The following is a 15,767-nucleotide window of genomic DNA, read 5'->3' as shown; positions in this document are numbered from 1 at the left end:
AGCGAAATCGCTGGCGACCGACAGCACACGTCTCAAGGTCGAGGTCGCGCAGTTCCTCGAATCGGTCCGCGCGGCCTGAGCCGGCACGCATCGCTTCACCTCTCCCGTAGGGAGAGGTGGGTGCCTCGCTCAGCCCTTACGCGTTCGCCTGCGGAGCCGGCGGCGGCGTCACCTGCCGCCGGAACAGGATGCGCTGGTAGAGCCAGCCGATCGCGACCAGCACGATGCCGAGCCCCATGAACGACAGCGCGCGGTAGACGCCGGTCAGCGTCGACATGTCGATGACGAAGGCCTTGAGGATCGTCAGGGCGATGACGGCGGCCGACGCCAGCCGTGCCCGTTCTGAGTTGACGAGAATGCCGACCCCCAGCAGCACCACGCCGAAGCCGAGCCAGCCGATCGAATAGGTATACTGCTCGGCGCCCGTGGTCGGGCCGGTCGAGAGGATCGGGCCGTGATAGAAGCGGCGGATCTCCAGCGTGACATAGGCGAGCGCGAACACCAGCGCGCCGCCGGCGATCGTGTTGGCGTAGACCTTGCCGCGCGTTCCGACCACCGCATAGGACAACAGCAGCATCAGCACCGCCGGCAGCGCATAGCCGAGCAGCAGCAGGTTGAACACCGCGCCGCCGACGTCGACGCGCCAGATCAGCGGATTCTCCAGGATCAGCAGGCCGAATACGCTGACGAGTCCGGCGATCACCGTGAGCACGATGGCGCCGATGTTGTGCACGATGCTGTGGCTGCGCTGCGCCAAGCGCTCCAGTCCGATCGCCATCGCGAGCGAGATGCAGACCTGGAGTGCGAATTCGAGCAGCGAGGGCGGCGAGATCATGTCGCCGCCGGTCGCGAAATGCCGGATCTCCATGAAGGCGAGCAGCGCGGTAAACAGGATCGCGGCGGTCTCGACCATGCGCAGCGGCGGATCGTCGGCGCGGCGGCGCAGGAAGATGCTGGCGGCCCAGAACGATGCCGCCGGAAGGCCGTAGCCCCAGAGCAGCCAATTGAAGATCGGCGTGGTGCCGACGGCATCGCCGACGATGCGCGGGTCATAGGCGATGCGTGCGGTGACGAGGCCGGCGAAAATCGCGGCGAGCCAGCGCAGGAACGGGATCGGCCGCTGCAGCGAGATCCAGGCGGTGCCGAGCGACATCAGCGCCAGCGCGATCGTCAGCCAGCCCTTCTCCAGCGCGAAGGTCAGCGCCAGCGCCAGCGCACCGAGCGTGCCGGTCGCGTACAGAGCGGTGGAGATCATGGTGCCCGGCCGGGTCTCGCGGCGCGTGAGAGCTTCGGTCGCAGCGCCGAAGCCTGCTGCGAGCAGCACCGCGAGTATCGCGAACGGAATCGAGCGGTCGAGATGGGCAATACGTGCGTAGAGCGCGACGAGGATCGCGATCGGCGTCGCGACTGAGGTCGCCGACCACACCACCGGGATGATCGCCGAATTCGACCGGCCCTGGGCGAGGAAGCCGGCAACGCCGAAGCCGGCGGCGAAGATCGCGGCCATCACCAGATGCAGCGTCACGGAGCTGTCGGTCGCGACCGGGCCTATGCCCGGCATCGGGCCGCCCGGCAGCACCAGCATGTCCGGATTGGCGCGCACCGCCCATTCGGCGAACACGATGAAGACGGTCGCCGCCGCCGCGCCGAGCGCACCGGTTGCCGCCGGCGCGCGCCAGGCGACGAACAGCGTGCCGCCGACGAGCAGCGCAAACGCGATCAGCGCCAGGTCGGCATGCGCGCTCGACAGCACGATCAGCATCGCGCCGAACAGATAGGCGCCGAGCGCGCCCGACGAGATCGGCTCGATCTCGCCGTCTTCGATGGCGGGCCCGAACATGAAGCCGCAGACGACCAGCAGCGCGGCCAGCACGAAGCCTGCGATGGCATGGAAGGCGTGCGGCGCGACCTGCAATTCGCTCGCGTCGAGGCCCGGGAAGATCCACAGCACCGCGAAAGCGATCGTCGTGACCGCAAGCCAGCGCCACAGCCGGATGCGGGCGAGGCCGAAGCTCGCGGCGGTGACGACTGCAAGATAGATGTAGAGCGCCCAATAATCCGGCTTGCCGCTGGAGACGAGCACCGGCGTCACGAAGGCGCCGACCACGCCGAGGCCGGCAAGCGCGGGGCCGTGCAGCAGCGCCGCGGCGAGCGTGCACATCGCCACGATGCCGAGCAGCACGAAGGCGGTCGCGGGCACCAGGAAGCCGTAGAGCGCGTAAGCCGCATAGATGGTCGCGAACGCCACCGCCGTACCGGCGGCGGTGAGGATCGCGGGGATGTTGGCGATCGGCAGCGCCGCGATGGTCGAGATGCTCTCCTTGCGCCGGGTCCATTCGCCGGCGCCCAGCAGGGCGGCTGCGAACAAGCCGCCGAGGAATACGCGCACGCCGGGGCCGAGCAGGCCGGCCTCGATCGAATAGCGCACCATGAAGAAGCCGCCGAGCGCCAGCGCAAGGCCGCCGATCCACACCACCCAGCGCGTGCCGAGTTGCTCTTCGAAGCCGGGTTCTCGACTAGCAGGCGCGGGGGCGGGCAGTGGCGGCGGCGGAGCATCGACCTGCGGGCGCGGTGCGAGCGGGGGCGGTGGCGGCTCTTCGGTGACGAGCGGAGGCGGCGCTGCGTCCGCTTCGGGGGCGAGCGGCGGCGGTTCGGCGGCAACTGTTGCGGGCGCCTCGGTCCGGGCCTGCATGGGCAGCAGCGGCGGTGGCTGCACCTGCCGCTGCGCGTAAAACATCTGTTCGAGCGCGTTGAATCGCCGGCGCAGATCGGCCGCCTGGCTGGAGGCCTTGATTGCGATCAGGATGGCGACGATCGCGATGATCAGCGCAAAGACGTCAAACGGGCCGTCGAACATGAAGCCTCCAGGCAACCGGCGGGCAGGGCCGATCGCGAAATCCTACTCTAGCGCCGGGAGCGTACGCGCAAGCCCGGTGCGGGCCGCTCCTGGAGCACGTCGCGGCGGAAGCGGTAGAGCGCTGCCGGCCGCCCGCCCGTCTGTGTCGACATCACCCCGGTCGGTTCGACCAGGGCTTCCATTTCGACCAAACGGCGGAAATTCTGCTTGTGCAGGTGCCGGCCGGAAATCGCCTCGACCGTATGCTGCAGTTCGGTAAGTGTGAATTCGGGCGGCAAAAGTTCAAAGACGACAGGAAGATACTTCAGTTTTGCCCGCAGCCGCGCGATCGCCGTGGCGAGAATCCGGCGGTGGTCGAACCGCATCGAGGTGCCCAGCGGGGGAAGCGCTGGGCGCGCCAATGCCGCGGGGCGGCCGTCGCGCCTGGCTTCCTCGACCAACCCGGCCTCGTACAAGAGCTCGTAGCGGTCGAGCACGCGCTCCTCGTCCCAGGCCGCCCCGTCGAGCCCGAAATAGAACCGCACGCGATCCTTTCGCGGCAGCGCGCGCGTGGTCTCCGGCGTCTCCTCCGCGGCCCATTCGGTCAGCGCGGGAATGATGTCGCGGGCGATGATCGCCGGCGGCTCCTCGCGCCAGTCCTCCCAGGGGAAGAAGCGATACCATGGCGCGAAGCTCGCCGCGTTCGCCGCAAGCTCGCCGTCCACCGCGCGCGTCAGTGCGAGATAACCGATCGAGACCATATGCGCGCCGGTATCGCCGGCCTCGGCATGGCGGCCGCGATCGCCGAAGGTGTAGAGCTGCTCGACATAGCCGAGCCGCAGGCCCGCCTGTTCCTGGACCCAGGCACGCAGGCCGATCTCGAAGGTGCGGTGAGCGAGCGCGTCGAACGGGCCGAACGGCAGGCCGGCCAGCCCGTCGCTGCCGCGTGCGGTCAGGATCAGCGGCTCGTGGTCGGTGATCGCGACGATCGCCGCGGTCAGGCCGATCTCGATCGGCGTCAGCAGCGTCTTGCTCATGCGATTGATATCGCAGCTATCATTCGAGCTCGATCACGAAGGGGCGGCCCTCGACCATCATCGCGCCGGGGCCGATCTCGTCGAGTGCGCGCAGCATGCGGCCGTTGCGGCCCAGGGCACGGTCGGCAAGGCCGACGATGCGCCGGTTCGGCGAGGCGATCGGCGAGACCGCGCGGATCTTCCTGGCGATCTCGAGTTCGTCGCGGTTTGGATTGAGCGCGCAGACCGCCGCGAACGCGCTCGCGGTGGAGCGGCTGATGCCGGCATAGCAATGCACCACCAGCGGTGCGCTGCGGTCCCAGCCGCGCACGAAATTCAGCACCTGGTCGATATGCCCCTCGGACGGTGCGACGAAACCGTCCATCTCCTCGGTGATGTCGTCCATCGAGACCTTGAGGTGATTGGCGGGGAGCACCGACGCAGGCCGTGCCACCTGCTCGACATTGGCCATCACGGTCAGCACATGGCTGGCCCCGGTGAGGCGGACGGTTTCGGGAAGCGCGGCGAGGGAACAGACGTGGATCATGGCGGACCTTTTTGCCGGCGATTATAGCCGGTGCCGTAGGGTGGGCAAAGCGACATGTCCGCCATAGCTGGAAGGGCGAAGGCGGAAGCGTGCCCACCACTTTTGTCGCAAACGCGAGAGGATCGTGGGCACGGCGCAAGAGCGCCTTTGCTCACCCTGCGAGACCTACGCGAACACCGCGCTAAACCGCTCCAAGAACTGCTTCTCGGCCCGCGCCGCCGTCCAGGGCGTCAGATAGTCGCGCCGGACGCTGTCGGACAGGCCGGGATCCTTGCCGAACAGGCGCTTGGCCTCGCTTTCGCTGAAGCCGGCCAGCGCGGTCGCCTCCAGATAGGCCGCGCCGCGATCGGCGGCCTTGATGGCCTGCGTGATCTCTTCCGGCAGCTCCGGCGGCAGGCCGAAGCGGACGTGGATGGCGCCGAGCAAACGCTTCTCGACCGCCTTGTAGTTGCCGGCGAGCACGGCCTTGAACGGCGAGATCATGTCGCCAATCACATATTCCGGCGCATCGTGCAGCAGCGCGGCGAGTCGCATGCGCTGATCGACATTCGGCATCTCGTGCCGCAGCACGGTCTCCACCAGCAGCGTATGCTGCGCGACCGAGAAGATATGCGCGCCCGTCGTCTGCCCGTTCCAGCGCGCGACGCGGGCGAGGCCGTGCGCGATGTCGGCGATCTCGACATCGAGCGGCGAGGGATCGAGCAGATCGAGCCGCCGGCCCGACAGCATGCGCTGCCAGGCGCGGGATTGCGCGACGGGCGCCGTCTTCTTCGCGGTCATTTTGCCTTGAGACGCGGCTTGCGCTGCGCCTTGCCGCAGGTCGCGTGGCAGTGGCAGTCGACGAGGTGGTCGTTGACCATGCCGGTCGCCTGCATGAAGGCATAGACGATGGTCGGGCCGACGAATTTGAAGCCGCGCGACGACAGCTCTTTCGAGATCTGCACCGACAGCGGTGTCGAGGCTGGCACGCTCGCGCTGGTCTTGAAATTGTTCACCTTGGGGCGTCCGCCCATGAAGTCCCACAGCAGCTTCGAGAAGCCCGGGCCCTTCTCCATGATCTCCAGATACGATCTCGCGCTCAGGATCGTGCCGTCGATCTTGGCCTTGTTGCGCACGATGCCGGCATCGTTCATCAGCGCGTGCACTTTCTTGTCGTTGTAGCGCGCGATCTTCTCCGGCTGGAAATCGTCGAAGGCTTTGCGGAAATTGTCGCGCTTGCGCAAGATCGTGATCCAGGACAGGCCGGCCTGGAAACCGTCGAGGATCAGCTTCTCGTACAGTGCGCGGTCGTCATATTCCGGCACGCCCCATTCGGTGTCGTGATAGGCGACGTAAAGCGGATCTTCACCGGGCCAGGGGCAACGCGTCTTTCCGTCGGGATGCAGGCGAGGAGCGCGGCTCATGCGATGGGCTGCTTGGCTGGAATGCGGACGACATCGGGTTCGGCGAGCGTCAAAGCCAGCCCTCCGGCGGTGAGCGTCTGGCCGGCATCGAGCGCGTCGGCGACGCGGTCGATGCGTACCAGCGCAATGCCCTTGCCTTGCGCCGAGGAGCCCATGGTGCCGACGGGCTTGTCGCCGGCCAGCACGCTGACGCCGGTCTCCGGCGAGAAGTCTTCGAGCAGCACCTTGACGCTGCGGGTGCGCGCGGTGCCACGATGGTGCATGCGCGAGACGACCTCCTGGCCGACATAGCAGCCCTTGTCGAAATCGACGCCGGCGAGGCGGTCCATATTGGTCTCGTGCGGGAACGCGTCGTTGTACATGAAGTCGAGCCCGCCGCGCGGCACGCCCAGCGCGATGCGGTGCGCCTCGTAGTCGCGCGCCTCGACCAGCTCCGCCCCGATGAGATCGGACAGCTTCTGCTTGAGATCCTCAGGGATCAGGATGCGGATGCCGAGCGCTTCATTGCGCGGGTCCGTGAAGGCGAGGTCCGGCTGCGCCGCAGGCTCGCCGTCCCAGGCGGCGAGCACGCCGAGATCGCCGGACAGGTTTTCCACGGTGACCTTGGCGCGCAGCTTGTAGAATTTCAGCTTGGTGGCGAGGCTGTCGGCCAGCGCTTTCGGACAGTCGATCAGGAACCCGCCGCCATGGCCTGCGGGCACCTCCGTGATCAGGAAATCCACGATGATCTTGCCCTGCGGCGTCAGCAGCGCGCCGAATCGCCCCAGGCCCGGCTTCAGTCTGTCGACATCGGTCGTGACCAGGCCGTTGAGGAAGTTGCGCGCATCCTCGCCCGCGACCTTGACCACGCCTCGGTCGGGAAGAAACGCTGATTTCATGCGAAAATCTCTTGCGACATGTTGCTCCGGAACGTAAGCCCGCAAGGCATAAACGACAAGACCTCGAGCCCTGCGCTTGGGGTCGAGAGAGGCCCTCAGCCATGACCCAGCGCTTCGATGTGATCCTCAAGAATGGCACCGTCGTCAACCAGGACGGCGAGGGCGTTCGCGATATCGGCATCACGGGCGGCCGCATCGCCGAGCTGGGCCCGCTGTCGCAGGCCTCGGCTGCGGAGGTGATCGACTGCAAGGGCCTGCACATCCTGCCCGGTGTGATGGACACGCAGGTGCATTTCCGCGAGCCCGGGCTGGAGCACAAGGAAGACCTCGAGACCGGCTCGCGCAGCGCTGTGATGGGCGGCGTCACTGCCGTGTTCGAGATGCCGAACACCTCGCCGCTCACCGTGAGCGAGGCGACCTTCTCCGACAAGATCAAGCGCGCCCATCACCGCATGCACTGCGATTTCGCCTTCTTCATCGGCGGTACCCGGGAGAACGTGCAGGACCTGCCGGTGCTGGAGCGCGCGCCGGGCTGCGCCGGCGTCAAGGTGTTCATCGGCTCCTCGACCGGCGCGTTGCTGGTGGAGGACGACGAAAGCCTGCGCCGCATCTTCCAGGTGATCCGCCGCCGCGCCGCATTCCACGCCGAGGACGAATATCGCCTCAACGATCGCAAATCGCTGCGCATCGAGGGCGACGCGCGCTCGCATCCGGTGTGGCGCGACGAGACCGCGGCGCTGATGGCGACGCAGCGCCTCGTCAAGCTCGCCCATGAGACCGGCAAGCGCATCCATGTGCTGCACATCTCGACCAAGGAAGAGATCGAGTTCCTGCGCGACCACAAGGACGTCGCATCGTGCGAGGCGACGCCGCATCATCTCACGCTGGTGGCGCCCGAATGCTATGAGCGGCTGGGCACGCTCGCGCAGATGAACCCGCCGGTGCGCGGTGCCGATCACCGCGCCGGCATCTGGCGCGGCATCGAGCAGGGCATCATCGACGTGCTCGGCTCCGACCACGCCCCGCACACGCTGGAGGAGAAGCAGAAGACCTATCCGGCCTCGCCCTCCGGCATGACCGGCGTGCAGACGCTGGTGCCGTTGATGCTTGATCACGTCAACGCGGGGCGTCTGTCGCTCGCCCGCTTCGTCGACCTCACCAGCGCCGGCCCCGCGCGCCTCTACAACATGGCCTGCAAGGGCCGCATCGCCGCCGGCTACGACGCCGACTTCACCATCGTCGATCTCAAGCGCAGCGAGACCATCACCAACAAATGGGTGGCGTCGAAAGCCGGCTGGACTCCCTATGACGGCGTGCGTGTCACCGGCTGGCCCGTCGGCACCTTCATCCGCGGCCGCCGCGTGATGTGGCAGGGCGAGCTCGTGACGCCGGCGCAGGGTGAAGCGGTGCGGTTCCTGGAGACGCTGAAGCAATAGGCGGTTTCGAGGGGGACGAATACAGTGTCCCCGTCATTGCTTCGCGGAGCCTGTCATCGGGCCGCGCTTCGCGCGGACCCGGTGGCTCGCAATGACGAGGGGAGAGAGCTACACTTCCTCTCGAACGGAGTGCAGTCCGATGTCCCAGCCAACCGCCCTCATCACCACCGAGCAGCTCGCCGCCATCCTCGGCGATCCCAATCTCCGCCTCTACGATTGCACGACTTACAACGAGCCCGTTCCGCCCGGCAGCGATGTGCCGTATCGCGCCGTGCCCGGCGACAAGACCTTCGCAGCCGGCCACATTCCCGGCGCCGATTTCCTCGACCTGCAGGGCGAGTTCTCCGACACCTCGTCGCAACAGTTCTTCATGATGCCCGATGTCGCGCAGCTCGAGGCCGCCTTCGGCCGCCACGGGCTCGACGCGGACAAGACCATCGTGCTCTACAGCATCGGCACCATGATGTGGGCGACACGGTTCTGGTGGATGCTGCGTTCGCTCGGAGTCGATGCGCATGTGCTCGACGGCGGATTCGACAAATGGAAGGAAGAGGGGCGGCCGGTCGAGACCGGCGCCCCGAAGGGATATCCCGCCACGACCTTCAAGGCGGCGCCGCGCGCGGATCTCTTCGTCGACAAGAATACCGTGAAGGCGCGGATCGGCGATCCCTCGACCGTGATCGTCAACGCGCTCGGCCCGCAGTTTCACCGCGGCCTCGAGCCGAGCCGCTACGGCCGGCCTGGCCGCGTTCCCGGCAGCGTCAACGTTTCAGCCGCGACGCTCGTCAATGCCGACAAGACCCTGACCACGCTGGCCGATGCCGAAGCGAAATTCTCAGCGGCTGGCGTGACGCGCGACAAGAACGTGATCTGTTATTGCGGCGGCGGCATCTCGGCGACGATCGACCTCTTCCTGCTGACGCAGCTCGGCTACGACAAGCTGATGCTCTACGACGCCTCGATGGGCGAATGGGCGAGGGACCCGGCACTGCCGATCGAGACGGATTAGGGATGGGCTCTACGATGCCTGCGCGATCTCTGGAAAGACCGCTCGGCCCGTATCCGCATCGTCCTAGTTCTTCCGGATCTGCTCGAGTGCCGCGCGAATGCCGCGGCTATACAAACGGCTGCGATAATAGCGCATCAAGGCCTCGTAGAGGCGCCAGGAGCCGGACCATTTTCCTGGGCCCTTGCCACTTCCGCTGGCCCAGACTTCGACGTCGCCATAGAGTTGGATGTCATCGCACAGAAATGCTCTTTCCCGTGCGGTAGGCCGGGCTGATGCACGCTTTGCGATCCATTCGTTGTCTCTGATCCCCTCATCCGGAATCTCGAATGCGACGCTCTTCGTCTCTTTTGGGACCTGCTCCAACCACATCTCCATGCAGAGCTCAGGTGTTTTGCCCTTGGTCGCGCGGATGGGCTCGCCATTCTCCTCCTGAAATTTCGCCATGAGCACGGGGGCAGATGTCGCGCGGGCTCGTCCGATGGCGCGCGATTGGTCTGCAAATGCCTTCTTGATCTTCTCCGCGACCCCGTCGGGATGTCCGTGTTTCACAGCCTGAAATGATCGCAACGGTGTCGGAATGGCTGTGTCGTCCGCCAGGATCGCAATCACCGGGATGCCAGCGCCCCTTGCAAGTGAATATTCGTAAGTGACCCATTCCGAACGCCTGCTGGCCTTCGTGACGAGAACGACGACACCACGCGCATCGCGAATGCCGTCTTCGATGGCGTCGAACCACTTCGTCCCTGGGCTGATGCTGTGTTCGTCCCGCCACACAGGCAGCTTTAGGGCCTTCAGGCTGCTTTCAAGGGCGCGAGCCCGCTGCTTGTCGTTCGAAGCGTAGGACAAAAACAGGCGCTTGGTCATGGATCAGCCCGTCCAGGAAAAATTCGATGAAAAACTTATGGTAGCATCTGAAAATTGTCTCATCCAGACGAATGCACCACTGGATGCAAGGAATCTCCAACGACCGAGATGTCATTCGACTGAAAGCGACGCCCAAGGTCGCGCCGCAAATGGGTGGCGCACCTTCCCGACCGGGGCGGGAACATCTCCCGGCCGCCGCGAGACTAATGCTTGTCAGCGGAAAGCGGCTTCCGTGCGATAAACGCGGCAGACTTCGCGGACCTGTTCACCAATCCGTTCGCAAAGTCATTCATCCGTTGACTGGCCCCGCCCGCGTGGCGGGGTCATTTTCGGCAGGGCTTATTGCCTGCAGATGTCGACCGAGAATTCGCCGTTGCGGATGCGGCCGGGAAAGCCCTCGACGAACTTGGCGACCGCGTCCTCGCCATAGGTGCCGACGAGCTCGGCGAAGGCCGCGAACAGGCTTGCCTGCGCCAGGCAGTCGCCGTCGACGCCATCATGGCGCGCTTCGGCCCAGGCCTCGTTGAGATAACTCAGTGCGGCCTGCTTCTGCTCGTGATCGGGCAGCGGCGCGCGTGCGGGGGCGTAGGAAATCGGCTGGCTCATGAAACTCGATCAGGGCTGGGGCGCGATCCACGGCGATGCGCTGTGCGAGAGGTGTAGCACGGGCGTTAACGACCGCTAGGCTACATCTTTAGGAACGGTTAACGGCTGTGTACAAACTCGATGACAGGGTTCCAGCCGCTGTCATTCCGGGGCGCGCCGTCAGGCGCGAACTATGGTGCGCAATTGCGCACCTGAGAATCCATCGGGCGGCAGAGTTGGTGACACAATGGATTCCGGGCTCGCGCTGCGCGCCCCGGAACGACGGGAGGGTGTTCAGTTCGCGTAGCGCGCCGTCAGATCCCGCGAGATCTTGGAGCCTTCCTCGATATAGCGGCGGATCGCCACCGTCGCGGCCGGCGTGCAGCTCCGATAGGTCTGCTGGAAGCCGTTATAACCGCGGTTGAAGCCCGCGATCATGCGGGTGCGGCGCTCTCCGGAGGGGGTTTCCGCGTCGATCAGCGCCTGCATCTCGTTGCGCCATTTGTTGCCCTCGTTGGACCCGCAGATGCCGCGCAGATAGTGCAGCCCGCCGAGGATCTCCGCCAGCCGCTGCAAATCGCCGTCGAACGGCGCCGCCACGTCCTGCGCCCTCGCGGGCGTGGAGGCGCAGGCGAGAATCAGGACAAAAATGGCCAGAAATCGCGTGGACATCGGCGGGGTGTATGCCTCTTCGAGGCTGAGGACGCAAGGCAAGCGGCGCGGGTAGTGCGCTCCCTCCCCGCTTGCGGGGGAGGGTTGGGGAGAGGGTGTATCCACAACGGGACAGTCCCCCAAAGGAAAGAATACTCACCCGGATCGCTTTGCGATCCGACCTCTCTCGCAGGCGGGAGAGGTGCACCGGCGTTCGGAGCGCCAGCTACACCCCAATCAGCCGCGCGGCGGACTGGATGACCTCTTCCAGGCCCCCCGTCAGCTTGAGGTCGCCCAGGCTCGCCAGGGCGCTGGGGGAGATCCAGCGGTAATCGTCGAGCTCGTCGTTGAGAGACGGCTCCTTGGCCGTCCAGCGGGCAGCAAACGACATGATCAGATAATGGCCGGCGCCGGGCGCGGCCGGCAGTACCTCGCGCCAGCCGGCGAGGCCGACGATGGCGATGTCGAGGCCGGTTTCCTCGTCGACCTCGCGCTTGAGCGCCTGGTGCAGGGATTCACCGAATTCGACCCGGCCGCCCGGGAGCGAATAGAAGCCCTTGGCGGGCGAGCGGGCGCGGCGGGTCAGCAGCACCTTGCCGTCGCGGAAAATGGCGGCGCTGACGGCGAGCTGGGGGTGGGTGGGCTGGACCACTGACGCCATTTTGTTAACGGATCCGGCTCAGTTCGCCATGATGGTGTCGACGTCGGCTTCGGCGCCGCCGTGGATGATACCGCCGCAGGCCGCGATCAGCGGCTTGACCCAGAGCGCGGCCTGCTCGGCGAGGCGGATCCGCGTGGTGTCCTTCTCGACCTCGCGCATGGCCGAGCCGACCGCGGTCAGGATCGAGGTCATGGTATCCGTGATGTGGTCGAACTGGGCGCGCACGTTGGGATCGGCCTTCTCATAGGCTTCGATGGCGAGATCGCGCGCCTTGAAATTCGACGCCGTGAAATGCTCGGCATAGGACAGCGGCGTCCAGGTCAAGAAATCTTCCGCGCATTCCGGCATGTCCGGAACCATTTCCAGCAGCATCACGGCTTCATTGAAATGGTTGAGATAGTCGGTGGCAAGCCCGGTCCGCGGGTTGATGTTGGCCACGCGCAGCCGCTCGGCCCAGGCGGAGGCCTCGGGGCCCGTCTGTACGTGCGTCCGCGCGGGTTGGGAGGCCATTGAGCTCATCAGCCGCAGTGTTAACGTTCGGGGTTAAAAGGACCTGAACGGACCCTATATAGACCCCCTGGGATGTGTGGACGCTTCGTCATAACTTCGGCCCCCGCGGCCTTGCGGCAACTGTTCGGCTATGTCGAGCAGCCGAATTTCCCGCCTCGGTACAATGTGGCGCCGACACAACCTGTTCCGGTCGTAATGGTCGAGAACGGCGCGCGGCATTTCCGCCTGATGCGTTGGGGATTGCTGCCGGGCTGGGTCAAGGATCCTCGCGGATTTACGCTCCTGATCAACGCCCGCTCGGAGACGATTCTCGAGAAGCCCGCGTTCAAGCGAGCGATTCGCCGGCGGCGCGGCCTGATCCCGGCCGACGGCTATTACGAATGGAAGGTGGAGGACGGCCGCAAGCAGCCCTTCTTCATCCACCGTGCAGACGGCGCGCCGCTTGGCTTCGCTGCGGTGTTCGAGACCTGGGCCGGCCCGAACGGCGAGGAGCTCGACACCGTCGCGATCGTCACGGCGGCGGCAGGCGAGGATCTCGCCGCGCTGCATGACCGCGTGCCCGTCACCATCAGCGAGCGCGATTTCGAGCGCTGGCTCGACATCAAAGGCGACGAGGTCGATGCGATCCTGCCGCTGCTGACGGCTCCGCGTATCGGAGAGTTCGCCTGGCACCCGGTCTCCACCCGCGTCAACCGCGTCGCGAATGACGACGAGCAGCTGCTTTTGCCGATGAGTGCGGAGGAGATGGAAGCCGAGGCCGAGGCGGCGAAGCCGAAGAAGGCGGTGCGGAAGGCCGCGGCGTCGTCATCAGACGACGGGCAGGGCTCGTTGTTCTAAGCACCAGTGCGTAGGATGGGTAGAGCGAAGCGAAACCCATCGTTTCTCCCGCAGGGGCGGGGTTGATGGGTTTCGCTTCGCTCTACCCATCCTACGGCAGCTGAGCGCGTGGCGCTCTACACAACTTCCTTTGCCCGCAACGCCGCGATCTCCGCCGCATCGAACCCCAGCTCGCCGAGCACCGCGTCCGTATCCATCCCGAGCTCCGGGGCCATCCGGTCGAGCTTGCCGCCGCCATGGGCGAGCTTGAAGCCGCTGCCGGCAAAGCGCAGGCGACCGTAGGGCGTGTCGAGTTCCTGGATCGCGCCGCGCGCCTTGATTTGCGGATGGTCGATGACTTCCTCGACCTTCCAGATGCTGGCGCAAGGCGCGCCGGCGTCTTCCAGAATAGTCTCCCATTCGCGGGCAGGCCTGGCGGCCAGCGCCTCCTCGATGATGGCGCGCAGCGCAGGCTCGTTCTCGTTCCGCGAAAACCAGTCGGCGAAGCGCGGATCGGACAGTGTGTCCTCGCGGCCGAGCGCCGCCATCAGCGCGCGGTATTGCTTCTCGTTGTTGACCGCGAGCAGGATGTGGCCGTCGCCGCATTTGAACAAATTCGCCGTGGTCCTGCGGCTCACCGCCTGGTTGCCCGACAGCGTCTGGCGATGGCCGGCAACCGACCAGTCCGCGATCTGCCCGGACAGGAACGCCAGCGTCGCCTCCAGCATGGAGACGTCGATGAGCTGGCCCTTGCCGGTGCGGTCGCGCTGATACAGCGCGCTCGACACGCCGAACGCAGCGGTGGCGCCCGAGAGCACGTCGCAGACTGCAAAGCCCGCGCGCGTCGGCCCGGTCTCGGGATGGCCTGATATCGCCATGATGCCGGACAGCGCCTGCATCTTGCCGTCATAGCCGGGCCGCAGGCGGTCCGGGCCGGTCTGGCCAAAACCCGAGACCGCGCAATAGATCAGTTTTGGATTGATCGCCGACAGCGCCTCGTAGCCGATGCCGAGCTTGTCCATCACGCCCGGCCGGAAATTCTCCATGACGACGTCGACGCTCGCCGCGAGCTTCTTCACGATCGCGATCGCCTCAGGCTTCTGCAGATCAAGCGTCAGGCTGCGCTTGTTGCCGTTGATGGCCTGGAACGCGGGTGCGAGGCCACGTTCCGCCCATTCGCGTGACAGCGGCGTGCGGCGCATGTCCTCGCCTTCGCGCCGCTCGACCTTGATGACGTCGGCCCCCAGCAGCGCAAGCTGGTAGCTGGCGTAAGGGCCGGCCAGCACTTGCGTGAAATCCAGGATCTTCACGCCCTCGAACGGTCGCGTCACGTCGCTCTCCCCGATATTTGTTGTTATTGGAGGACGTCAAAGCATGATCCGGAAAAGTGCGTAGCGGTTTTTCGGAAAGATCATGCGCAAACAAGAATCTAAAGCGCGATGACGATCCATCGCGCTTTAGGCGGCGCGGTTACCGCGCGCGATCTCCTTCTGCTTGTCGAATTCGGCGCGGCGGCGCGCCAGCTCTTCCGGCGAGAGCTGCGCGACGTTGTTGTAGTCGAGCTTCCAGGAGGCGTCCTCGCTCCAGCGCAGCGGCGATTGCATCGTCGTCTGCGGGCCGCTCGCGCTCTCCAGCAGCTGAAGCGCGAGCTCCAGCGTCTGAGCCTGCGAGGCGACGTCGTGCGGCTTGCCGGCGGAATTGCCGAGCGGGAAGTCCGAGAACAGGAAGCGCGGCACGGCGGCGTGCTCGATGATGTCCTTGGCGCAGCCCATGATCACGGTCGGAATGCCATTGGCTTCGAGATGCCGCGCCACCAGCGCCGTGGTCTGATGACAGACCGGGCAGTTCGGCACCAGCACGGCGACATCGACCTCGTCCGCAAGGCAGCGCGCCAGGATCTCCGGCGCGTCGGTGTCGAGCGTGACGCGATGGCTGCGGTTGGTCGGCGCGCCGAAGAAGCGCGGGGCGACCTCGCCGATCCGTCCCGCCGCTGATGCCTTCAACAGCTGCGGCAGCGGAAACCAGGTGCCGTTGTCGGTCGCGCTGGTGTGCTTGCGGTCGTAGCCGATATGCGAGATGCGCAGGTCGTGCTCTTTCGACGTGTCGCCGTCATAGACCTGGTAAAACTTCGCGCTGCCGTTATAGGCCGCGCCCGGCCCCTGGTCGCCCTTGGCGGGATCGTAGGGCGCCGCGGTGGTGATGATGGTTACGCGCGACTTTGCCAGCGGCTTCTTCAGCGGCTGGAACGGCGCTTCGGTGTAATGCGCCCAGCGATACGCGGTGGTGTAGCCGATCGCCGCGTAATAATCCCGCGTGCGCTGCATGTAGGGAACGGGGGCATCGTAGTCGGGCGCAAAGCCGAATTCGTCGTCGCGCGGCGCGGACATGGGCGCGTCTCCTGGTTCTTGGTTGGCGCCAGACTAGAGATAGTTTCCGCGTTGCTCAACGGGGGGAGGGGCAGCGCAGGGCTGAATTGCAACGCACGATGGCCCGCCGCGCGGTCTTCCCCTCTCCCCTTGCGGGAGAGGGTGGCTCGCCGCGAAGCGGCGAGACGG

16 protein-coding genes are annotated in these 15,767 nt (G+C 66.0%); 3 read left to right on the top strand and 13 right to left on the bottom strand.

Annotated elements, in window-relative coordinates:
• Positions 1-136: 136 nt before the first annotated feature.
• The 6 genes from SE92_RS15365 to ygfZ all read right to left on the bottom strand — a co-directional run bounded on the left by SE92_RS15365 (position 137) and on the right by ygfZ (position 6,680).
• Positions 137-2,857 (bottom strand): DUF2339 domain-containing protein, encoded by a 2,721-nt coding sequence (locus SE92_RS15365; RefSeq protein ID WP_063196526.1) that lies wholly within the window; start codon positions 2,855-2,857, stop codon positions 137-139.
• A 47-nt stretch (positions 2,858-2,904) separates the two neighbouring features.
• Positions 2,905-3,873: an NUDIX hydrolase gene (locus SE92_RS15360; RefSeq protein ID WP_063196525.1), complete on the bottom strand. Its 969-nt coding sequence runs from the start codon at positions 3,871-3,873 to the stop codon at positions 2,905-2,907.
• A gap of 19 nt (positions 3,874-3,892) precedes the next feature.
• Positions 3,893-4,399: a tyrosine phosphatase family protein gene (locus tag SE92_RS15355; RefSeq protein WP_063196524.1), complete on the bottom strand. Its 507-nt coding sequence runs from the start codon at positions 4,397-4,399 to the stop codon at positions 3,893-3,895.
• A gap of 165 nt (positions 4,400-4,564) precedes the next feature.
• On the bottom strand, positions 4,565-5,179 hold the full coding sequence (locus SE92_RS15350; protein WP_063196523.1) for a YfbR-like 5'-deoxynucleotidase: 615 nt from the start codon (positions 5,177-5,179) through the stop codon (positions 4,565-4,567).
• A complete protein-coding gene (locus SE92_RS15345; RefSeq protein WP_063196522.1) occupies positions 5,176-5,802 on the bottom strand; it encodes a DNA-3-methyladenine glycosylase I in 627 nt (208 codons plus the stop codon). The genes SE92_RS15350 and SE92_RS15345 overlap by 4 nt, the downstream gene beginning before the upstream one ends.
• Positions 5,799-6,680 (bottom strand): CAF17-like 4Fe-4S cluster assembly/insertion protein YgfZ, encoded by an 882-nt coding sequence (gene ygfZ, locus SE92_RS15340; protein ID WP_063196521.1) that lies wholly within the window; start codon positions 6,678-6,680, stop codon positions 5,799-5,801. Before ygfZ ends, SE92_RS15345 begins: the two co-directional genes overlap by 4 nt.
• Before the next feature lie 101 nt (positions 6,681-6,781).
• Between ygfZ and SE92_RS15335 the strand changes: the two genes are divergently transcribed.
• Together SE92_RS15335 and SE92_RS15330 are read left to right on the top strand one after the other, a co-directional pair.
• Positions 6,782-8,116 carry a dihydroorotase gene (locus SE92_RS15335; protein WP_063196520.1) on the top strand — a complete coding sequence of 445 codons (1,335 nt, stop codon included), beginning with the start codon at positions 6,782-6,784 and terminating at the stop codon, positions 8,114-8,116.
• A 139-nt stretch (positions 8,117-8,255) separates the two neighbouring features.
• Complete coding sequence (locus tag SE92_RS15330) at positions 8,256-9,125, top strand: sulfurtransferase (protein ID WP_063196519.1); 870 nt, start codon at positions 8,256-8,258, stop codon at positions 9,123-9,125.
• Between the two features lie 63 nt (positions 9,126-9,188).
• Here the strand turns inward: SE92_RS15330 and SE92_RS15325 are convergent, their stop codons facing one another.
• The 5 genes from SE92_RS15325 to SE92_RS15305 form a co-directional block, all read right to left on the bottom strand.
• Positions 9,189-9,989, bottom strand: a complete 801-nt coding sequence (locus SE92_RS15325; RefSeq protein WP_063196518.1) for a toll/interleukin-1 receptor domain-containing protein — start codon at positions 9,987-9,989, stop codon at positions 9,189-9,191.
• Positions 9,990-10,328: 339 nt separating this feature from the next.
• A complete protein-coding gene (locus SE92_RS15320) occupies positions 10,329-10,595 on the bottom strand; it encodes a hypothetical protein (RefSeq protein WP_028134933.1) in 267 nt (88 codons plus the stop codon).
• Positions 10,596-10,868: 273 nt separating this feature from the next.
• Entirely contained in the window at positions 10,869-11,246 is a 378-nt protein-coding gene (locus SE92_RS15315; protein ID WP_063196517.1) for a TIGR02301 family protein, read from the bottom strand.
• A 205-nt stretch (positions 11,247-11,451) separates the two neighbouring features.
• Positions 11,452-11,886, bottom strand: a complete 435-nt coding sequence (locus SE92_RS15310; RefSeq protein WP_063196516.1) for an NUDIX hydrolase — start codon at positions 11,884-11,886, stop codon at positions 11,452-11,454.
• 18 nt (positions 11,887-11,904) lie between these two features.
• On the bottom strand, positions 11,905-12,405 hold the full coding sequence (locus tag SE92_RS15305) for a hypothetical protein (protein WP_063196515.1): 501 nt from the start codon (positions 12,403-12,405) through the stop codon (positions 11,905-11,907).
• Between the two features lie 63 nt (positions 12,406-12,468).
• Between SE92_RS15305 and SE92_RS15300 the strand changes: the two genes are divergently transcribed.
• Positions 12,469-13,233, top strand: a complete 765-nt coding sequence (locus SE92_RS15300; RefSeq protein WP_084251818.1) for an SOS response-associated peptidase — start codon at positions 12,469-12,471, stop codon at positions 13,231-13,233.
• A 116-nt stretch (positions 13,234-13,349) separates the two neighbouring features.
• Here SE92_RS15300 and SE92_RS15295 read toward each other — a convergent pair whose 3' ends face one another.
• Positions 13,350-14,543 carry a CaiB/BaiF CoA transferase family protein gene (locus tag SE92_RS15295; protein WP_063196514.1) on the bottom strand — a complete coding sequence of 398 codons (1,194 nt, stop codon included), beginning with the start codon at positions 14,541-14,543 and terminating at the stop codon, positions 13,350-13,352.
• Positions 14,544-14,669: 126 nt separating this feature from the next.
• Entirely contained in the window at positions 14,670-15,599 is a 930-nt protein-coding gene (locus SE92_RS15290; RefSeq protein ID WP_063196513.1) for a glycine/sarcosine/betaine reductase selenoprotein B family protein, read from the bottom strand.
• Positions 15,600-15,767: the final 168 nt, after the last annotated feature.

Source organism: Bradyrhizobium sp. AT1 (assembly GCF_001590795.1).
In the GTDB taxonomy this organism is placed as follows: domain Bacteria; phylum Pseudomonadota; class Alphaproteobacteria; order Rhizobiales; family Xanthobacteraceae; genus Bradyrhizobium.
This window is presented reverse-complemented; position numbering and strand designations above follow the sequence as displayed.